This window comes from Candidatus Accumulibacter contiguus, from assembly GCF_036625285.1.
GTDB lineage: Bacteria > Pseudomonadota > Gammaproteobacteria > Burkholderiales > Rhodocyclaceae > Accumulibacter > Accumulibacter contiguus.
This window is the reverse complement of sequence record NZ_JAZKUC010000001.1, coordinates 408572-429031: the sequence shown is the minus strand read 5'-3', so window position 1 is coordinate 429031 and position 20460 is coordinate 408572. Positions and strand designations below refer to the sequence as shown.

Below are 20460 nucleotides of genomic sequence, written 5' to 3'. Positions count from 1 at the left end.
TCACAGCCAGTTCCCGATGATGATGAACGGCGCCCAGTAGAAGGGGTGACTCCAATCGGGGTGACGGATCCATTCGAGTTGTGCCCGGCGCAGGGCCTCGGTCTTGGACAGATGGGCGTTGGCGATGCCGCTGTAGAAACTCTTCATGACCGCTTTTGCTACCTCGTCTGCAACCGGCCACAGGGTGCCGAGGACGCTCCGGGCACGCGCCTTGATGGCGGCGCCGGAGATGCCGAGCGGCGCGCGGTCGTTGCCTTCGGCGGTTTCGCAGGCGGACAGGCTCAGCAGCTCGATCGGCGTGCTCTGGAGCTTCTCGGCCTGGAGCAGGCCCTGCAGCCCGTTCATGCTGATCAGGTCATCGTAGGCCATGATGAAGCTGGTTTCGGCACTGCCGCCGAAGACGCCGTGCGAGGCGATGTGGACGATTTGGTAATCGCCGGATTCGGCCTGCTGGTGAAGGTTGCCGACGGTGAATTGCGCATCCAGCAGGGTATTCCCGTGCAGGATGCCGCGTAGCGCCTCGATTTCTTCCTTGACCCCCGGCAAGGTCAGACTGGCTCGCAGATCCTCGATCTGCCGGGACGACGGCTGGCCCGACGGCGCCGCACTGCGGAGCCCGCGCATCGAACGTAGTTCAATCGTCCGCGCAAGCCCCCTCCCCTTCCCCCTCCGATCCTTTTCGGCCGAGTCCGATTGCTGGATCTGTTCACTCAGTAACTGGCTGTGCTTGTCGACCACCGGTCCGGGTTCGGAGAGGCCGACCACCAGGGATGCCGCCATCTGCCCGGCCGGCACGGCGGTATGGGTCATGGTCATGCCGGTGACCATCGAAACCGCATATTTCTCGATGACGAACTGCTGGCCGTCATGCAGCGCGGCCATCGGCACCAGACGCAAGGCCCCCTCCGGGACGAGCACCAGCGAGTCGATGTGTTGAGCGGCGAAGGCGTCGGCAAAGGGTTTGAGGAGCCAGTCGTTCAGTTGCCGTGCCGGTTCCCGATAGTCCTCCAGACCGTTGCGCAAGGCGTCGGCCAGGGTCTGTGCCGTGGCGCGCAGGGTCGCGCCGTCAATCGCCGTGCTCCGCCGCTGGATGCCGCCCGACGTCTGCAGCAGTAATTCCAGGCGATCAGGCAGGATGACCGGGTAGAGCACCGCCGTTCCCGGTGGCACCCGTGCCGAATCGCTGCCATGCGCGGCTTCGACCGCGCAGCGATCTCCCAGGAAATCCTGCAATTCGGCTTGCCGGATCCATTCCAGCGCATTCAGCACCTTTGGCAACTGCGCCGCCTGAACCTCCGCCGGCTGCTTGTCGAGCTGCCGCAGCAGCAAATCGGTATAGCCCAGATAGATCGGTTCGAGCGTCGCCTGAAAAGACGATCGGCCATCTTCATATTCTATGGGGATATCCTGGCGCACCGACTCGAGGTGGCTGACGGCGCGCTGGTACGCGGCCAGCGCCGGCGCCTCCCGGCCTCCGGCCTGGAGCAGCCGCGCCTGCCGCCATTCCAGATCGATCAGCAAGCGGGCAGCCGCTCCCGGCGCCAGGGAATGCGCCTGTTCGATGGCCTGTTGCGTCAGGATCAGCGCATCCTGGTTCCGGTGATGATCTTCATAAAGCTGCGCCAGGGCATCCAGGGCTTCCACTGCGAGAGAGCGATCGCCCTGCTCCCTGGCGAGTTCCCTTGCCCGATCGAGGTGCCGATAAGCCAGGGACAAGCCCGGCATTCCCAGCAGTCGTGCCTGTTCACCCAGGTTGAGGTGGAAGCGGGCGAGCGGCCCAGGAGGTCCGCCGGCCTGGTCGATCTGCTGTGACAGCAGCAATAGTTGCGCAAGCTTTTCTGGTTCGGGAGCCATCCGGAGCAGGTTGAGACGAACGCTGAACTGGATCTCGATCGCTTCTGGCGCGAGGCCGAGCGCCTCCTGATAGTACCCCCTGGCTTCTTCGCTGCGCTTGCGAATGAGCGCCAGGTTGCCCAGATAGACGGCAAAATGGGCGCGTTCGACACCCGTCGATGATGCATAAGCCTCGCGCAGCAGACCTTCGGACTCTTCGTAGCGATGGGCTTGCAGCAAGGAGATCCCCAACTCCCCGCGCGCCCGGACCTGGCCGCCAGGGGATACGGCCAGCTTGCTGGCGGAAGACAAGAGGTCGATCGATTTCTGCAGATCCCCTTGTTCGCGAAGTGCGATGCCCTGGGCAACGAGGCTATCGCCGTTATCGACTGCCTGGCCGGCCAGGGCAAGCGCCGCAACCATCAGCAGCCAACACAACCTGACGCCTTGCCATAAGGGCTTGAACCATTTCCGCATTATCCCCTCCACGTATCATGTCTCATTCTATTCGAGGATCCATTCCGGCCATAGACGGGTAGCCCGGTGCTCAGGAGCGTGGCGTCTGCCCGTCATTGGCGCACCGCCAGGATGCGGAGAAGTACGACGGATCGTCGGGTAAGGATGGCAGCAGGCCACCAACGGTCATGACATTTCCAGGCACCCCCTGATCATGAACTCCCCGGAGCGGGCCGAGCAGATCGCGGGCAAAGGGCGCCAAGCCGCCGCGGCCGCTCTGTACCAGCGAACTCCCGCCGGTGATCCGACACGGGTTGTGTCCCAGTCCGCCGCTGTCGAGCAGTTGCACGTTGAATCCGGTCAGCGCGCCCGAGATATCCAGCAAGGGCGTGCTGATCTGGACCACCCCGCTCACTCCGGTCGGCGCGGCGGCCTGGATGACATTGAAGCTGAAGACCCCCGGCTGGAAGGTGTAGGGTGTCTGCCCGCCGATGAACAGGGTGTCACCGCTCGGCACCAGCGCCTGCACGTCGATCTGCACATTGCCGCCGGAAGCATTCCTGGCGGCGGTATTGGCCTGGATGAAGCCGGTGTTCATGATCAGCGTATGCGCCTGGAGATGGATGTCGCCGCCGTTGCCCGCAGCCCCCTGGACGGAGGTGCTGATCTGCGCGTTGTCCAGCAGGATCATGCCCTTGCCGCCGGTGATATGGATCGAACCGCCGTTCCCCTGGTTGGCGCTGGTGGTGATGCCGCTGGTATCGAGAGAGAGGCGTTGGCTGAAATCGACCTGCACATGGCTGGCCGCGACATTGCCGGTGGATGAGGCGGTGATCTCGGCGTCCTTGAGGAGGATAGTCGGCGCGCTCACGGTCAGCGTGGTCGGGATGAGAGCGCCAGGGTTCTCGACCGTCGCGAAGTTCTGGACCGAAAGCCCACCGCCATTGGCGAGCGTGATGCGGTCGCTGGCAGAGACCAGCACGCTGCCGGTCTGACCCGCAGAAAGCACTTCCGCGTTGCTGAAGACACCCGTTCCGGACCGGGTGAATCCCTGGCCATCAACGCTGAGTCCAGCGGCGCTGACCTTCACTGAACCCGCCTGACCGGAAGAACGGGTCGATGTGTCGATGCGTCCTCCGCCGAGAATCGCGATCTCTCCGGTCGCATGCACATCGACGCTGCCCGCCTTGCCGGTGCTGCCGAATGCCGCATCACTGGAAATTCCGGTTTTGTACCCGTGCCCATCAATCGTGAGGTTGCGGGCGGACACCTTGACCGCTCCCGCGTCAGAAGAAGATGTGGTGGAAGAATCGATATAACCCCCGTCGAGAATGACCATATTTCCTGTCGCCAGCACCTCCACGTTGCCCGTCCTGCCAGTGCTCCCGGTATAAGCACCGCTGGTGATTCCGGCCCCCAGACCTTGACCATCGATGCTGAGGCTGCCGGCCCTGACCTTCACCGAGCCTGCATCACCAGCAGAGAAGGTAGAGGCATCGATGTATCCTCCCTTGAGAATCTGAATATTGCCAGCCACCTCCACATCAATGCTTCCGGCATTACCCGTATTGCCTGACGCTCCATACGGATCGCTGCCAATGCCGGCCCCTGCTCCCTGGCCATCGATGCTGAGGCTGCCGGCGCTGACCCTCACTGAACCTGCATCCCCTGAAGAGAAAGTCGAGGTATTGATGTATCCTCCGTTGAGAATCGAGATATTCCCGGTAACTGCCACATCGACGCTCCCCCCCTTGCCTGTCGAACCATACGCAGCACTGCCAATGCCTGCCGTCGAGCCCTGGCCATCGATGATCAGGCTGCCGGCCCTGACTCTCACCGAACCTGCATCCCCCGAAGACAAGGTTGAGGAATCGATTCTGCCGGCGTTGAGCAGCAAAATATTTTCAATGGCAGCGACTTCCACGCTGCCCCCATTGCCGGCAGTTCCGTAGGCGCCGCTGCTGATGCGAGTCCCTTGACCAGCAATGGTGAGGCTAGTGGCGCTGACTTTCACCGAACCTGCATCTCCCGAAGACAAGGTCGAGGAATCGATTCTGCCGGCGTTGAGCAGCAAAAGATTTTCAGTGGCATGCACTTCCACGCTGCCCCCCTTGCCTGTCACCCCGTAGGCACCGCTGCTGATGCGCGTCCCCTCGCCAGCGATGGTGAGGCTGCCGGTGCTGACTTTCACCGAACCTGCCTCCCCCGAAGACAAGGTCGAGGAATCGATTCTACCGGCGTTGAGCAGCGAGATATTCCTGCTGGCGGCCACCTCGACGCTGCCCCCCCTGCCTGTCGTTCCATAAGCGCCGCTGCTGATGCCAGTCTCCGCAGAGCCTTGGCCATCGATGGTGAGACTGTTGGCGCTGATTCTCACCAATCCAGCATCCCCCGAGGACAAGGTCGATGAATCGATGCTGCCGGCGTTGAGCAGCTCGATCTTTCCAGTGGCCAGCACGTTTACGCTCCCCCCCTTGCCCGTGCTGCTGGAGGAAGCACCACTGCTGATGCCCGTACTGTTCGCCGAGCCCTGGCCGTCAATGGTAATCTCTCCCGCACCGACCTTCACCGATCCGGCATCACCAGAAGCGTAGGTAGAGGAGTAGACCTGTCCGCCGTTGAGAATCTCGATCTTCCCTGCGGCTGCGACCTCCACGCTGCCCGCCTTGCCCGACGATGAGGTAGAGGAAGTGATGTATCCATCGTTGCGAATCCCGATATCTCCGCTGGCAAGGACCTCCACGCTGCCCGCCTTGCCGGTCGTTCCGAAAGCGGCACTGCTGATGTTGGCCCCCAGGCCATCAATGCTGAGGCTGCCGGTGATGACCTTCACCGAACCGGCATCTCCCGACGATGTGGTAGAGGAAGTGATGATTCCTCCGCTGTGAATCGCAATATGATCGCGGGCAAGGATCTCGACGCTGCCCGCCTTGCCGGTCGTTCCAAAAGCACCGCTGGCAATGCCGGCCCCCTCGATCGTGAGGCTGCCGGTGCTGACCTTCACCGAACCGGCATTACCCGACGATGCGGTGGAGGAAGTGATGAGTCCTTGATTGAGAATCTCGATATTGCCACTGGCCGCGACTTCGACGCGGCCAGCCTTGCCGGTGCTGCCGTCTCTGGCGACACTGAAAATCCCGGTCGAGCCACCTTCCCGCCCATCGATCGTGATGCTTCCCGCACGGACACCCACCACTCCGGCATTGCCCGATGACCAGGTGGACGACTCGATCAGCCCGCCGTTGACCAGGGCCATATTTCCGCTGGCGGCGACCTCCACGTGCCCAGCGTTACCTGTACTTTTGTCATAAGTGCCGCTGCGGATGCCAGCGCCATCGATCCTGAGGCTGCCGGCGCCGACCGTCAGAGAACCTGCATCGCCGGAAGAGAAGGTCGAGGAATAGAGGTATCCGCCGTTGAGAATCTCCAGCATTCCGGTGACCGCCACAGCCACGCTGCCCGCCTTGCCGGTCGTTCCATAAGCACCGCTGCTGATGCCGGTCCAGGGACCAGGGCCATCGATGGTGAGACTGCTGGCGCTGACCTTCACTGCACCTGCATCACCGGCAGAATAGCTGGAGGAATCGATATACGCGCCGTTGCGAACCGCAATGTTGCCAAGTGCGGCCACCTCCACACCGCCCGCCTTGCCGGAAGTCGCGGTATCCGATGCAATTACCCCGGCGCTGGTAAGCAAAATATCATTCGTTGCAGCGACGTCGAGATGACCGCCTTTTCCCGCTCCATTCTCTGTTCGACTTCTTATTCCCGTAAATCCGCCGTCCCCCGAATCAACCCGGATATTTCCGGCACTGACGGCAATGTTTCCGCCGTCGCTCCCGCCAGTGCCAAAGGTCTGGATCGTACCGCCGTTGACGATATCGAGATTGCCATTGGCCGGCCGCAGCTTCCCGGACAAGGAAACTTCCTGGGCTGGTTGCCCCACCGCCACCACCCGGAGGTCTCCGCCACCGGTAGTCACGAGGTTTCCATGGTCGATCCGGAGGTCACCCCCCGTAACGCTGGCCGGGTACGGCGACGACGGTCTGAGGGTAGTTCCACCATTGACGGTGATCGTCGCTCGCGTCGTCCCGAGGAAACCAAAAGCTTCCGGAGCGGCGCTGGAAAAGGTGCTGGCGGTCGTGGTATCGGCATGGAAATTGCCGTCGGGAAACTTCAGGTAATTGGCGGTGCTGACGTGCAAGGCCGCCGGCACATCGACGACCGCCCCCACACCGAAGGTCACCCCCGCCGGGTTGATGAAAAAGACATTGGGAGCGCTGCCGGAACCTCCTGGATCGAGGCTCAGCAAGCCATTGATCGCGGAAATCTGCCCGCCAGTGACGCGCGAAATGACATTGCTGGCAGGGGCATTGATCGTGAACACCGCACCATCACCATTCCCCACGCCGAACTTCGAGAAACTATGGAAGACATTGCCGCCTGCGCGCTGTCCGTAACTTTCGGGAATGGCGATTTTCTGGTAGGTCACCGCGCCTCTGGTCACCGTCCCCGATGGCGTCAGCGCCAGCGTCGGACCTGCCCCGATACTCCCGTCGCGGACGATGGTCGACGCCGACCGTGCCGGCAACGCGCAAAAGACCGCTGCCAGCAAGGCCACGACGGACTGCCAATGAGGTTTGCAGGGCATGGGCAGGTATATTCTCACAACCAGTTCCCGATCTTGCCGATACGGGGACAAACATGAAACACGACGCTATTTCAGGCTACTCCGGCAAACCATTCAGGAAATACAGACTCTCCAGCCGCGGCCCCGGTTTGCCGAGCATGCCGAACCAGCGATCATGGATCGCGTACATCTCGCGGCTGCGACTGAGGCGAGCGAGTTCGCGGTTCACTGCCAGGCGAAAGGCCGCGTCATTGCGGCGCATCATCAAGGCATAGGGCTCATAGGAAAAAGTCTCGGGACCGATCGACCAGTCATTCTGGCTGCCTGAATCGAGGGCGAGTCCGATCAGCAGCGATCGATCCGAGGCATAGGCCTCGACCTTTCCCTGCAGCATCGCCGCGATCCCCTGCTGGTGATCGCTGACCTTGACCAGCTCGGCAGCGACCTTGTACTCCAGCAGTGCCGTGGCAATCATCCGCTCGCTGGTCGTTCCGGCGGCGACGGCAATCCGCTTGCCGGCCAGGTCTTCGAAGCGCTTGATTCCGGCAGCCCGACGCGACAGGTAAGATCCGCCATCGATGAAGGTCAGCAGACTGAAATCGACTTCCTCCATGCGCGCTAGCGTAGTGGTGGTCGAACCACATTCGAGGTCGATCGCTCCCGACTTCAGTCTGGCAATACGCGTCTCCGGCGTCACCGGCACCCACAGCAGCTGCAGCTCGTCGAGGTCAAGCTGCTTGACGATCGCCGCCGCCACCCTGGTGCACAGGTCGACCGAATAGCCCCAGGGCTGATTGTCATCGCCAGTGTAAGAGAACGGTACCGAGCTCTCGCGGTAACCGAGTGCAATCGTCTTTGACGCCCGGATCTTGTCGAGTGTCCCGGCCGCCTGCGCCGGTACGGCAAGACCCAGGACCAGAGCCGTTGCCACCCACCGAACCCAAGGATGCAGCTTCATGAAACTCCTCCCAACGGTCATGACTTTTCCAGTCACCTACGATCATGGAAGTCATGGCCGTTTCCCTCACCCCCGACTCCTCTCCCGCAAGCGGGAGAGGGCAGGATTCGTGAATCGCGGACACGACTTTCACATTAACGGTCATGGCGAAGATCGCCACCCCAAATGAGGGGGCCGTGAAGCCATGATTCTGATCGATCGACGGTGATTTGAAAAATGTTTTTCCCAGGTTCGCCGGCCTGCCCCCGCTTACCTGCGGCCCGAGCCTCGCAACAAGGCTATACTTTGGCTCTGTGCCTCAAGGAAATCACCGACGATGAACTACCCGATGCGTATTACCACCCTGCTTCTGAACTCTCTCCTGATGGCTGCCCCGGCTCAGGCAGAAGAGACGCGTTACCTTGGCCTATGCGATGCTTCCGCTGCCGTTGCGCTCGGCGAAACGCACTTCGTCGTCGCTGACGATGATCGCCACGTCCTGACCATCTATCAACGCGGCAAGCCCGAAGCCGTGGCTTGCGTCGAGCTGCTCAGGAACAGCGGCGAGTGCTTGCCCAGGGCCAAGGCCACGAAATCGGACATCGAGGGTGCCGCGCGCATCGGCGACCGGATTTACTGGATTTCCTCGCATGCCCGCAACCAGGATGGCGAAATCAAGGCGCAGCGGCGGCAGTTCTTTGCCACCGACGTGCTTGCGAGTGCTGCCTCACCAACGGTCAGCGCGGCCACGCCGCCCTACACCCGGCTCATCGAGGACATCGCTGCCGATCCGAGGTTTGCAGTCCTCAGCACGGCCAGCAAGCAGGCGATCGATCCCGAAATGCCGGGCGGCCTGAACATCGAAGGCCTCACCGCGACCCCGGATGGACAACTCCTGATCGGCTTCCGCAATCCGCTGTCGGAAGGCAAGGCGCTGCTGCTGCCGCTGAGGAATCCGGCGGCAGTGATCGACCAGAAGGCAAGGCCGGTCTTCGGCGATCTGATTGCGCTCGATCTCGGCGAGCGAGGAATTCGCAGCATCGATTTCGTCGCCCCCCGCTTCGCGATCGTCGCCGGACCTGTTGGCGGCAAGAAAAGCGGCAAGGGTTTCGCCCTCTACATCTGGTCGGGCAAGGCTGCCGATTCGCCGCAGCGGGTCAAGAAGATCGACTTCGCTGACATGCACCCGGAGGCGCTCTTCGCGGCAGCCGGGAAAAACGAGATCTATGTGCTCAGCGACGACGGCAAGCAGTGCAAGGACACCAAGCCAGGCGAGAAATCATTTCGTGGCTTTTCCTTGACCTTGCCTGACCCGGCCCACTGATCAGCCTTGGGGATTCGCAGGGAATCCTGGCGTGTGGGAGGTGGGCTTCGCAGGCGCAGCCCCGCTACGACACTAGCGCATCGCATCACACCAGCTGCGCTACTGCCAGGCAGCCAGGAATTCCTGCCAGTGCGGTTTGCCAATCTGTCCCAGTGCGGCTCGCACCAAGGCAATCTCCTGCTCGTATTCGGCACACGAAATCTCGCCGCGCAGCAGGCGAAAGCGCACGCAAACCAGGTAGGTGTTGAGTGCGTCGGTCTCACAGTAATCGCGGATTTCAGCGCTCCGGCCCGCCTGCCATGCGCCCCACACCTTGCTGCCATCCATGCCGAGCTTGCCGGGAAAACCGATCAGCTTGGCCAGTTCGTCGAGCGGCACGCTGGCACGTGGCTGATACATCGCCAGCAGGTCCATCAGGTCCAGGTGGCGTGTGTGATAGCGGCTGATGTAGTTGTTCCATTTGAATTCGCGGCTGTCGGCGTAGTCGCCGTCACCGAGGTCCCAATAGCGCGGCGCGACCACCCCGTGCATCAGGCCGCGATAGTGCAACACCGGCAGGTCAAAACCACCGCCATTCCAGGACACGATCTGCGGCGTGAATTTTTCGATGCCGTCGAAGAAGCGTTGAATGATTTCGGCTTCACCCTGCTCGGGTTCAGCCAGCGACCACACGCGAAAATCCTTGCCGACCCTGAGCGCGCAGGAGATCACTGCGACGCGTTGCAGGTGCAGCGGCAGGAAGTCGTTGCCGCTGGCAGCGCGGCGCTGCTGAAAGGCAAGTTCCGCCACCTCGTCGTCGGAAAGCGCCGTGTCCAGGCCATGCAGGCGGCGCAAGCCCTCGACGTCCGGGATGGTCTCGATGTCAAAAGCGAGAACCGGCTTCATGCGTTCAAGCGGGAAAGACCCCGGTCGACAGATAACGATCCCCGCGATCACAGACGATGCTGACGATCGTCGAGTTCTCGACTTCGCTGGCAACCCGCAGGGCGACGACCAGGGCGCCACCCGACGAGATGCCGGCGAAAATGCCTTCTTCGCGTGCCAGGCGGCGGGTCATTTCTTCTGCCTCGTTCTGCCCGACCGATTCGACGCGATCGACACGCGAGCGGTCGAAGATCTTCGGCAGATAGGCTTCCGGCCACTTGCGGATGCCGGGAATCTGCGAACCCTCCTCGGGCTGGCAGCCGACGATGCAGATGCCGGGGTTCTGTTCCTTGAGGTAGCGTGACACCCCCATGATCGTCCCGGTAGTGCCCATGCTGCTCACGAAATGGGTGATTCGCCCGGCCGTCTGGCGCCACAGCTCGGGGCCGGTACCTTCGTAATGTGCCAACGGGTTGTCCGGGTTGGCGAACTGATCGAGGATGATGCCACGTCCTTCGTTGCGCAGGCTCTCGGCCACGTCGCGCGCCAGTTCCATGCCGCCATCCCTGGGCACCAGCACCAGTTCGGCACCAAAGGCACGCATCGTCTGCCGGCGTTCGATGCTCTGATTTTCCGGCATCACCAGAATCATCCGATAGCCGCGCACCGCCGCCGCCATGGCCAGGGCGATGCCGGTATTGCCCGAAGTGGCCTCGATCAGGGTATCGCCGGGCTGAATGTCGGCACGCTGCTCGGCGCGCGCGATCATCGACAGCGCCGGTCGATCCTTGACCGAACCGGCCGGGTTATTGCCTTCCAGTTTGGCCAGAAGAGTATTGCCGCGAGTGTCGTTGGCGACACCCGGTATACGTTGCAGACGCACCAGTGGTGTTTCTCCGACGTAGTCTTCAAGGGTCTTATGCATGCTCGCTCAGCCAGTTAACGTATTCTGCAACGCCTTCCTCGACGCTGGCAAACGGGGCATCATAGCCCGCCTTGCGTAGCCTGCTGAGGTCGGCTTCGGTGAAACTCTGGTACTTGCCCTGGAGATCCACCGGAAATGGAATGTATTCGATCAGCCCCTGTTGCACCAGTTCAGCGAGCGACAGTGCCGCCTCTCCGGACAAGGCACGACAGGCATTGACGCTGGCCCTCGCCAGATCGTTGAAGGGCTGTGCGCGGCCGGTACCGACGTTGAAGATTCCCGACTTCTCCGGATGGTCGAGAAAAAACAGGTTGACGCGCGTGACATCGCCGACCTGCACGAAATCGCGTCGCTGCTCGCCATCGGCATAGCCATCGCAACCTTCGAAGAGCTTGACCTTGCCCTGGCTGCGGAACTGCTGAAAATGATGGAAGGCAACCGAAGCCATGCGTCCCTTGTGCGATTCGCGCGGACCATAGACATTGAAATAGCGGAAACCGACGACCTGCGAGTTGAATGAACCGGCGACGGCAAGGCGCTGCCGGACCACCTGATCGAACAGGAACTTCGAATAACCGTAAACATTCAGCGGTGCTTCGTGCGATCTTTCCTCCCGGAAAACGCCTCCGCCACCGTAGGTCGCCGCGCTCGATGCATAGAGCAGTTGCACTTCCTGGTCCAGGCACCAGTCGAGGAGGCTCAGCGAGTAACGGTAGTTGTTCTCCATCATGTAGCGGCCGTCGCTCTCCAGGGTATCGGAACATGCTCCCTGGTGGAGAATGGCATCGACGTCGCCGTCGAAGTCCCCAGCCAGCAGGCGGTCGAGGAATTCCTGTTTGTCGATGTAATCGGCGATGTCGCAATCGACGAGGTTGCGGAACTTGTCGGCCCGGCTCAGATTGTCGACGGCGATGATCCTGCGCACGCCGCGTTCGTTGAGCCCCTTGACGAGATTGGAACCAATGAAGCCGGCTGCGCCGGTAACGATGGTGTACATGGATTTACCTCACTTGAGTGCCGCAGCCAGCTCGTGATGACTGACCACGGCGGTGCCGAGCTTGCCGACGACGACGCCGGCCGCAACATTTGCCACCCGTACGGTCTCCGGCCAGGCCGCGCCGCACGCCAGCATCACTGCCAGGGTGGCGATGACCGTGTCGCCGGCACCGGAAACATCGAAGACCTCTCTTGCCACGGCCTGCTCGTAGATCGCCCCGCCAGCATGGAAGAGCGACATCCCTTCCTCGCTGCGCGTCACCAGCAAGGCTTCGAGTTCCAGATCGCTTCGCAGTGCCTGGGCCTTACGCGCCAGCTCGCGGTCGTCGTGCCAGCGACCAACCACCTCGCGCAACTCGGCGCGGTTCGGCGTGACGATGGTCGCACCCGCGTACTTGGAGAAATCGTCGCCCTTGGGATCGACCAGAACCTTCTTGCCGGCCGCGCGCGCCAATCGGATCATCTCGCCGATGTGCGTCAGGCCGCCCTTCCCGTAATCGGAGAGGATCACCGCGTCGCATGCAGGCAGGCGCGCTGCAAATTCGACGAGCTTGGCGCGCAACACCTCATGCGAGGGCGCAGTCTCAAAATCGATGCGCAGCAGTTGCTGTTGCCGGCCAATCACGCGCAGCTTGACTGTCGTGCTGATCGCGGCGTCGAGATGCAGGCTGGCATCGATGCCACTTGCTGCCAGCAGCCTCTGCAGGCTGCGACCGGCTTCATCGTCGCCAATCACCGACAGCAGGGCAACCTGCGCACCCAGGGCAGCAACGTTGCGGGCGACGTTGGCGGCCCCACCAGGGCGCTCTTCGCTGCGGTCCACCTTGACCACCGGTACCGGCGCCTCGGGCGAGATGCGTGTCACCTCGCCAAACCAGTAGCGATCCAGCATCACATCGCCGACAATCAGCAGCCTCGCGGCCGAGAGATCAGGGACGCGCATCGCGGCCACTTCCGGAACGGCGGGATCGGCTCATGAGGCGAATGCACCCCGTATCGCGTATGGCGACTGGCAAATTGAACTCCTAAGGTGTGAGGTCGAATTCTTCGGTGCGCTTCGGCGAATAGGTCTCCCAACCGCCACAGGCAGGACAGCGCCAATAGAACTGACGTGCCTTGAAGCCGCAATTATCGCATCGATAGCGGGCCAGGCGGCGTGTATAGCCCTGCACGATCCCTTTGGCCAGATCGAGATCGGGGCGGCTCTCCGGTGGTGCAATCAGCAGTCGCGCCTCCAGCAACTTGTCGAAACCGAGCAGGGTCGGATTACGCTTCAATTCATCGCGCACCAGCTTGTACGCCGCATCCGGCCCATCGCCCTCGAGTACCAGTTGAAAAACCACGTCGAGCAGGTCCAGCGAAGGGTAGTGCTCAAGGTAACCGCGCAACAGTTGCAGGCCCTTGTCGCGACGATCGAGCTTGCGAAAAGCGTCGAGCAGGCGTTGCGCGACCAGCGCCAGGTACGTGGGATCCTGCTGTTCGATGCGTTGCCAGGATTCGATCGCTGCGAGCGGCTGATCCTGCTGGAGCAGGATGTCGCCCTGGAGCAGGCTGGCGCGAACGCATTTACGGTTGCGCTCCAGCGCCGTCTGCAGGTGGCCGACCGCCAGATCACAGCGCGAGCGAATCAGCTCGGCAGCAGCCAGTTCGCAGTGATACTCGGCGATTTCCTTGTGTGACGCGTAATCGGGCAGTTCCGAGGCGATCGCAATCGCTTTCCCCCAGTCCTTTTCAAGCTGATAGATCTCGAGCAGGTTGCGCTTCGCGTCTTCGGCCAGTGGCGAATCGCGCAGCTTGTCAAAGATTTCTTCGGCGCGATCGAGCAATCCGGCCTTGAGAAAGTCCTGTCCGAGTTCCGCCAGCGCCTGCAGTTTCAAATCCTGCTTGAGATCCTCGCGTTCGATGAGGTTCTGGTGCATGCGGATGGCGCGTTCGGTCTCGCCGCGACGACGGAACAGGCTGCCCAGCGCAAAGTGCAGCTCGATGGTCTGGGGATCGATCTTGACAGCCTCGACAAAGGCCTCGATGGCACGGTCCGGCTGTTCGTTGAGCAGGAAGTTGAGTCCCTGGAAATACGAACGCGGCAGCGTTCGCGACTCCTGCACGAGATGCCGGATATCGATGCGTGCCGCGGCCCAGCCGAGCCCGAAGAACAGGGGAAAAAGCAGTAGCTGCCAGTATTCGAACTCAATCATGGTGTCGACTGGTTCTTGATGACGAACGCGCACACGGCAAAGCCCATGACAGCGCATGCATTGATCCACCTCCCACAAAAAAACGGGCGGCAACTCTCGTCACCGCCCGTCATCCGCCACGGCCTGAGCACTCAGATCGAGTCCACCGCGTCTATATCAACCAGAGCGCCGTCGACGCGTTCCCGCAATTCCTTCCCGGCCTTGAAGTGCGGAACCCATTTTTCCGGAACCTCGACCTTGTCGCCGGACTTGGGATTTCGCCCCACTCGCGGCGGCCGGTAGTTCAGGGAAAAACTCCCGAAGCCGCGAATCTCGATGCGGTCACCCTGGGCCAGGGCCTCCTCCATCGCAGCGAGAATCATCTTTACCGACAGATCCGCATCCTTGGCGACCAACTGCGGGAAGCGCTCGGCCAGTTGGGCGATCAAATCCGACTTGGTCATTCGCTAAACCCTAGTTCGGGTTGTTGAGCTTGGCTTTGAGCAAGGCCCCGAGATTCGTGGTGCCGGAACTGGCGCTGCTGTCAGCCGAAAACTTCTGCATCGCCTCCTGCTGCTCGGCCTGCTCCCTGGCCTTGATCGACAGGCTGATCGAACGTGTCTTGCGATCCACGTTGATGATCATCGCTTCCACCTTGTCGCCTTCCTTGTACACCTTGGTCAGGTCGTCGATGCGGTCCCGCGACACTTCCGAAGCGCGCAGATAGGCTTCGATGTCGCCATCGAGAATCACCACCGCACCGCGGGCATCGACCGACTTGACGACGCCACGCGCGATGCTGTTCTTGTCGTGAGTCGCGATATAGCTGGTGTAGGGATCGCCATCGAGCTGTTTGATACCCAGCGAAATCCGTTCCTTGTCGGTATCGATGGCCAGCACCACGGCGTCTACCTCGTCGCCCTTCTTGAAGTTGCGGATCGCTTCTTCACCCGCCAGCGACCAAGAGAGGTCGGACAGATGCACCAGACCGTCAATACCACCGGGCAGACCGATGAAGACGCCAAAGTCGGTGATCGACTTGATGGCGCCACGGACCCGGTCGCCCTTCTTGTAGTTCATCGAGAAGTCATCCCACGGATTGGCAGCACACTGCTTCATCCCCAGGGAAATCCGACGCCGATCCTCATCGATTTCGAGGATCATCACTTCGACTTCATCGCCGAGCTGAACGACCTTCGACGGGTGCACGTTCTTGTTGGTCCAGTCCATCTCGGAGACATGCACCAGGCCCTCGATTCCCTGCTCGATCTCGACAAAGGCGCCGTAGTCGGTGAGGTTGGTGACCTTGCCGAAAAGCCGGGTGGTCTGGGGGTAGCGGCGCGAGATGCCGACCCAGGGATCTTCGCCCAACTGCTTGAGACCGAGTGAAACCCGGTTCTTTTCCTGGTCGAACTTGAGAATCTTGGCCTGCACTTCGTCACCCACCGCAAGCACTTCGGATGGGTGGCGAACCCGGCGCCATGCCAGATCGGTGATATGCAGCAGGCCATCGATGCCACCCAGGTCAACGAAAGCGCCGTAATCGGTGATGTTCTTGACCACACCCTTGACGATGCTGCCTTCCTTGAGGGCCGCCAGCAGTGCATCGCGCTCTTCGCCAACACTGGCCTCGAGGACGGCACGGCGGGAAACGACGACATTGTTGCGCTTGCGGTCGAGTTTGATGACCTTGAATTCGTAGGTTTTGCCTTCGTAGGGGGTGGTGTCCTTGACCGGACGCATGTCCACCAGCGAACCCGGCAGGAAGGCGCGAACGCTGTTGGTCATTACCGTCAGTCCGCCCTTGACCTTGCCGGTGATGGTGCCGGTTACCAGGCTGCCGTCGTTGAGGGCCTGTTCGAGTGCATTCCACGCCGCGACGCGTTTGGCACGGTCGCGCGACAGGCGGGTTTCACCGAAACCGTTTTCGAGCTGCTCGATGGCGACCTGGACGAAATCCCCGACCTTGACTTCGAGTTCGCCCTTGTCACTCAGGAATTCTTCAATATCAATGTAGCTCTCGGACTTGAGACCGGCATTGACAACCACAAAGTTCTGGTCGATGCGCACGACTTCCGCGGTGATGACCTCTCCGGGACGCATTTCCTGACGACCGAGGCTCTCTTCGAAGAGTTCGGCAAAACTTTCAAGCATGGTGGGATTAGCTGACATATGAGTTGAGTTACCTAACCGCAGAAATGCGGGGTGAGTTAAAAACGATCACCAGTTCCGGCTTGGCAAGCGCACCACAACGGGAAGCAAGGACACTGCACCGACAGACCCGGTGCGACAGTACCTGCCTGCCGGGCCAACGGAACAACGCGTCGAGCTGGTGACACCAAAGGAAACGACGGTTGCCGTTTCATCCTTTCTTCGGACCCCTGCTGACCCAGTCCAACACCTGTGCCACCGCTGTTTCGATGGTGTGGTTCGTGGTATCGAGCAGATGCGCGTCCGTACTCTGCTGCATCGGAGCAACGCTACGTTGGCTATCCCGTTCGTCGCGCTCGCGCAGATCCAGCAAGAGGTCTGCAATACTAGCAGCCATTCCTTTTTCGATCAACTGCTTATGCCGACGCATGGCGCGCATCTCGACGCTGGCGGTGAGGAAAACCTTGGTCGTCGCATCGCGGAAAACGACCGAGGCCATGTCGCGCCCGTCGGCGACGAGGCCCGGCGGTCGACGAAAAGCCCGCTGCCGGAACAGCAGGGCGGCGCGCACGGCAGGCAGAGCCGCCACTCGCGAAGCGCCGGCAGAAATCTCCTCGCTGCGGATGGCATCGGAAACTTCCTCACCAGACAGGAGGATTGCATTGCCGACGAACTCGACGTCAAGACCGGCAGCAATCGCCGCGACGCAGTCTTCATCTTCCCAGGCCATTCCGGCACGTTGTGCGGCCAGGGCGGTCAAACGATAGAGCGCGCCGGAATCGAGGTAGTGCCAGCCCAGCGCCTGCGCAACGCGCGCGGCGATGGTGCCTTTGCCCGAAGCCGAGGTGCCATCGATGGCGATCACCGGAACCGTCTGGCCGACTTCGGCGAAGCGTGCGAAATAGTCCGGAAAGGTCTTGGCCACCGTTTCCGGGTCATTGATCCGCAGTGGTGTTCCCAGGGCCGCCAGCGAGCAGGACATGGCCATGCGGTGGTCGTCATAGGTATCGATCGTCGCTGCCTGCAGACCGCCGACTGGCGGATCGATGCGGATGTAGTCCGCGCCTTCTTCGACGACCGCACCGAGCTTGCGCAGTTCGGCCGCCATCGCGGCGATGCGGTCGGTTTCCTTGACTCGCCAACTGGCGATGTGGCGCAAGGTGGTCGGCCCTTCGGCAAACAGGGCGGTGGTGGCCAGCGTCATTGCCGCGTCGGGAATGTGATTGCAATCGAGATCGATGCCTTGCAGCCTGCCTGCCGGCGGCGCTGATGCCTCGATCCAGCGGGCGCCGGTGGTGATCTGTGCGCCCATCGCCGACAGGGCATCGGCAAAGCGGACATCTCCCTGGACCGAGTCCGGGCCAATCCCTTCGACACGCAGCGGCCCCCCGCCGATCGCGCCGAGCGCCAGAAAGTAAGACGCCGACGAGGCATCCCCTTCGACCTGAACGACTCCCGGCGAACGATAGGCGCTGCCCGCAGGCACGGTAAAACGCCGCCAGCCGTCGCGCAGGACCTCGACGCCAAAGCGCGCCATGCTCGCCAGCGTGATGTCGATGTAGGGTCTGGAAATCAGCTCGCCGACCACTTCCACCGTCGTTTCGATCCCGCGCAACGGCAAAGCCATCAGCAGACCGGTGAGAAACTGGCTCGACACGTCACCACGCACCCGCACCACATGCTGCGAGCAGGGCCTTGGCGGGTGAATCGCCAGGGGAGGAAAACCTTCCACAGCGAGGTAGCGGATCTCGGCGCCGAGCTGACGCAGGGCATCGACCAGATCGCCAATCGGTCGTTCGTGCATCCGTGGCACGCCGGCCAGGCGGTAATTGCCACCGGCGAGTGCCAGGGCTGCGGTCAGCGGTCGGAAGGCCGTGCCGGCGTTGCCGAGAAACAGATCGGCCGCACGCACCGGGAAATCCCCCGCCACACCCGTAATACAGAGCGCCTTGCCCGCCCCCGGAGCGACGTCAACGCCGAGGGTTTGCAGTGCTTCGAGCATGCGTGTGGTATCGTCGGAGAGCAGCAGCTCGCAAAGCTCGGTCTTGCCTGCCGCCAGCGCCGCCAGCAACAGCAAGCGGTTGGAGAGGCTCTTCGAACCCGGCAGGCGTACCGTACCGCGCGCCGCGAGTAACTGCGGCAGATCGAGATAGTCGATGCTCACTCGCTCGCCTTGCTTTCTGCCCACTCGCGACGAGCGTTCCTGGCGATGTCGAAGGTCGCTTCGAGGCTGGCGCCGTCGCCACGCTGCAGCGCGTCACGCAACTCGCCGAGCTGTGCCTGGTAGCGGTCGAGTTCATCGAGCAAGGCACTGCGATTGGCCAGACAGATGTCGCGCCACATTTCCGGGTGGCTGGCGGCAATGCGCGTGAAGTCGCGAAAACCGCTGGCGGCAAAGCCGAACAGCAGTTCCCGGTTGTCGCGCCGGGTCAGCTCATGCACCAGGGCAAAGGACAGGAGGTGCGGCAGATGGCTGACGGCAGCAAAAATCCGATCATGCTCGGTCGCCGTCAGTTCCCTGACCAGGCCGCCACAACACGCCCAGGCCGAACCTACGCGGGCGATGTCCTCGGGGCGGTTTTCCGGCAGCGGCGTCAGGACTATCTGCTTGTGGCAATAGAGGTCGGCGCGTGCGGCCAGGGCACCGCTGTTTTCTGCGCCGGCGATGGGGTGCGCGGGGACGAATTGCCCGAGCCGGGCAGCAAAATGGACACGCGCTGCGGCAATGACGTTTCCCTTGGTACTGCCCGCGTCGGTGACCAGCGTCTGGCGTCCCAGGCAGGGGGCAATGCGAGCCATGATCTCCGCGGTCTTGCCGACCGGCGTGGCGATCAGCACGAGGTCGGCATTGGAAACCTCCTGCCCGACATTGAAACCGGCACGATCCACGATACCCAGCTCCAGTGCCTGCGTCAGCGAGCCGATTCGCCGCCCGAAACCGACGATCTCTCCGGCCTGTCCGGCAGCCTTGAGTGCCAGCGCGAAGGATCCCCCGATCAGGCCGACGCCGAAGACGACGACCTTGGCGAACAGCGGCGCGCTGCTCACCGCCAGATCCCAGTGCAGGCACTGCTCACAGCGACACCTCCAGGGCGGCGAGGAAACGGGTATTTTCGTTTTCGGTACCGATCGTGACACGCAGCCATTCCGGCATCCCGTAGCCGGCGATCGGGCGAACGATGACCCCCTGTCTGAGCAGCTTCTGGTTGACCAGGAGCGCATCCGCCACCCGGAAAGTCACGAAGTTGCCGTGCGAGGGAATGTGGGTACAGCCCAGGCGCTTCAGTCCACCAACGATCTGCGCCATTCCCGAACGGTTCAGCGCATAGCTGCTGGCGACGAACTCATGGTCGTCGAGCGCTGCGATCGCTGCGACCAATGCGAGATTGTTGCAGTTGAAGGGTTGGCGAACGCGATTCATGAGGTCGGCAATCTCGGCCGAGCAGAGCGCATAACCGATACGCAGACCCGCCAGACCATAGATCTTCGAAAAGGTGCGGGTGATCACCAGGTTCGGCATGGCCGCCAGCCAGGCGGTCGTATCGACCCGCTCGGCGGCGGGCAGGTATTCGTTGTAGGCTTCGTCGAGCACCACCACGACCTCTGCCGGCAGTGACTGCAGAAACGCCAGAAGCTGCGGATACGGCAGAAAGGTGCCGGTTGGATTGTTGGGGTTGGCGATCCAGAGCAGCCGCGTATCGGGCCGGATCGCCGCGCGCATGGCATCGAGATCATGACCGTAATCCCTGGCCGCGATGGCAATGCCCTCGCCACCGGCCGCCAGCGTCGCCAGAGGATACACGGCAAAAGCATACTGCGCGAAGACTGCCGAGCGCCCCGGCGCAAGAAAAACCCGCGCAACGATATCGAGCACGTCATTCGAGCCATTGCCGAGAACGATGCACTCCTTCCCCAGGCCGGTGCGTTCGGCCAGCGCCTGCTTCAACGCGAAGTCATCCGGATAACGCGCCAGACCGGCGATCGCCTCGGTCACCGCCACGCGCGCCTTGGGACTCATGCCGAGCGGATTCTCGTTGGAGGCCAGCTTGACGATCTGCTCGACGGCAAGACCCATCTCGCGCGCCAGTTGGGTGATCGGCTTGCCTGGCTGGTAGGGCGAAATGGCCCGAATGTACGGTAATGATTGCTCGTAGCCTGCCATCTGCAGTC

General features: G+C 62.1%; 14 protein-coding genes. 1 reads left to right on the top strand and 13 read right to left on the bottom strand.

Annotation, left to right across the window (positions count from 1 at the left end; genetic code table 11):
* From V5B59_RS02090 to V5B59_RS02080, 3 genes are all read right to left on the bottom strand, one after another.
* The gene (locus V5B59_RS02090; RefSeq protein WP_169072127.1) at window positions 1-2310 is read right to left on the bottom strand and encodes a CHAT domain-containing protein; all 2310 of its coding nucleotides are present in this window, start codon (window positions 2308-2310) and stop codon (window positions 1-3) included.
* A 70-nt stretch (window positions 2311-2380) separates the two neighbouring features.
* Window positions 2381-6940, bottom strand: coding sequence for a beta strand repeat-containing protein (locus V5B59_RS02085; RefSeq protein ID WP_332351522.1), 4560 nt, complete (start codon window positions 6938-6940; stop codon window positions 2381-2383).
* A 76-nt stretch (window positions 6941-7016) separates the two neighbouring features.
* The gene (locus V5B59_RS02080; RefSeq protein ID WP_034914858.1) at window positions 7017-7877 is read right to left on the bottom strand and encodes an amino acid ABC transporter substrate-binding protein; all 861 of its coding nucleotides are present in this window, start codon (window positions 7875-7877) and stop codon (window positions 7017-7019) included.
* Between the two features lie 316 nt (window positions 7878-8193).
* Between V5B59_RS02080 and V5B59_RS02075 the strand changes: the two genes are divergently transcribed.
* Entirely contained in the window at window positions 8194-9180 is a 987-nt protein-coding gene (locus tag V5B59_RS02075; protein WP_169070571.1) for a DUF3616 domain-containing protein, read from the top strand.
* Window positions 9181-9279: 99 nt separating this feature from the next.
* Here the strand turns inward: V5B59_RS02075 and V5B59_RS02070 are convergent, their stop codons facing one another.
* The 10 genes from V5B59_RS02070 to hisC form a co-directional block, all read right to left on the bottom strand.
* Window positions 9280-10065, bottom strand: a complete 786-nt coding sequence (locus tag V5B59_RS02070; protein WP_169070570.1) for a 3'-5' exonuclease — start codon at window positions 10063-10065, stop codon at window positions 9280-9282.
* A 4-nt stretch (window positions 10066-10069) separates the two neighbouring features.
* On the bottom strand, window positions 10070-10969 hold the full coding sequence (gene cysM / locus V5B59_RS02065; RefSeq protein ID WP_034915194.1) for a cysteine synthase CysM: 900 nt from the start codon (window positions 10967-10969) through the stop codon (window positions 10070-10072).
* Window positions 10962-11966, bottom strand: a complete 1005-nt coding sequence (gene rfaD / locus V5B59_RS02060; RefSeq protein WP_034915197.1) for an ADP-glyceromanno-heptose 6-epimerase — start codon at window positions 11964-11966, stop codon at window positions 10962-10964. The genes cysM and rfaD overlap by 8 nt, the downstream gene beginning before the upstream one ends.
* A gap of 9 nt (window positions 11967-11975) precedes the next feature.
* Entirely contained in the window at window positions 11976-12908 is a 933-nt protein-coding gene (gene rfaE1, locus V5B59_RS02055; protein ID WP_169070569.1) for a D-glycero-beta-D-manno-heptose-7-phosphate kinase, read from the bottom strand.
* 82 nt (window positions 12909-12990) lie between these two features.
* Complete coding sequence (gene lapB / locus V5B59_RS02050; RefSeq protein ID WP_211203401.1) at window positions 12991-14160, bottom strand: lipopolysaccharide assembly protein LapB; 1170 nt, start codon at window positions 14158-14160, stop codon at window positions 12991-12993.
* A 131-nt stretch (window positions 14161-14291) separates the two neighbouring features.
* On the bottom strand, window positions 14292-14603 hold the full coding sequence (locus V5B59_RS02045) for an integration host factor subunit beta (protein WP_034915199.1): 312 nt from the start codon (window positions 14601-14603) through the stop codon (window positions 14292-14294).
* Window positions 14604-14613: 10 nt separating this feature from the next.
* Window positions 14614-16311, bottom strand: coding sequence for a 30S ribosomal protein S1 (gene rpsA, locus V5B59_RS02040; protein ID WP_169070568.1), 1698 nt, complete (start codon window positions 16309-16311; stop codon window positions 14614-14616).
* A 190-nt stretch (window positions 16312-16501) separates the two neighbouring features.
* Window positions 16502-18448 (bottom strand): bifunctional 3-phosphoshikimate 1-carboxyvinyltransferase/cytidylate kinase, encoded by a 1947-nt coding sequence (locus V5B59_RS02035; protein WP_169070575.1) that lies wholly within the window; start codon window positions 18446-18448, stop codon window positions 16502-16504.
* Window positions 18449-18450: 2 nt separating this feature from the next.
* Window positions 18451-19338, bottom strand: coding sequence for a prephenate dehydrogenase (locus tag V5B59_RS02030; RefSeq protein ID WP_169070567.1), 888 nt, complete (start codon window positions 19336-19338; stop codon window positions 18451-18453).
* 25 nt (window positions 19339-19363) lie between these two features.
* Window positions 19364-20452, bottom strand: coding sequence for a histidinol-phosphate transaminase (hisC, locus tag V5B59_RS02025; protein WP_169070566.1), 1089 nt, complete (start codon window positions 20450-20452; stop codon window positions 19364-19366).
* Window positions 20453-20460 lie beyond the last annotated feature (8 nt).

Coding starts and splice junctions, on each gene's coding strand:
- hisC (WP_169070566.1), bottom strand. CDS start 20,452: ATGGCAGGCTACGAGCAATCATTACCGTACATTCGGGCCATTTCGCCC.
- cysM (WP_034915194.1), bottom strand. CDS start 10,969: ATGCATAAGACCCTTGAAGACTACGTCGGAGAAACACCACTGGTGCGT.
- V5B59_RS02085 (WP_332351522.1), bottom strand. CDS start 6,940: ATGCCCTGCAAACCTCATTGGCAGTCCGTCGTGGCCTTGCTGGCAGCG.
- V5B59_RS02070 (WP_169070570.1), bottom strand. CDS start 10,065: ATGAAGCCGGTTCTCGCTTTTGACATCGAGACCATCCCGGACGTCGAG.
- V5B59_RS02045 (WP_034915199.1), bottom strand. CDS start 14,603: ATGACCAAGTCGGATTTGATCGCCCAACTGGCCGAGCGCTTCCCGCAG.
- rfaE1 (WP_169070569.1), bottom strand. CDS start 12,908: ATGCGCGTCCCTGATCTCTCGGCCGCGAGGCTGCTGATTGTCGGCGAT.
- V5B59_RS02080 (WP_034914858.1), bottom strand. CDS start 7,877: ATGAAGCTGCATCCTTGGGTTCGGTGGGTGGCAACGGCTCTGGTCCTG.
- rfaD (WP_034915197.1), bottom strand. CDS start 11,966: ATGTACACCATCGTTACCGGCGCAGCCGGCTTCATTGGTTCCAATCTC.
- lapB (WP_211203401.1), bottom strand. CDS start 14,160: ATGATTGAGTTCGAATACTGGCAGCTACTGCTTTTTCCCCTGTTCTTC.
- rpsA (WP_169070568.1), bottom strand. CDS start 16,311: ATGTCAGCTAATCCCACCATGCTTGAAAGTTTTGCCGAACTCTTCGAA.
- V5B59_RS02075 (WP_169070571.1), top strand. CDS start 8,194: ATGAACTACCCGATGCGTATTACCACCCTGCTTCTGAACTCTCTCCTG.
- V5B59_RS02090 (WP_169072127.1), bottom strand. CDS start 2,310: ATGCGGAAATGGTTCAAGCCCTTATGGCAAGGCGTCAGGTTGTGTTGG.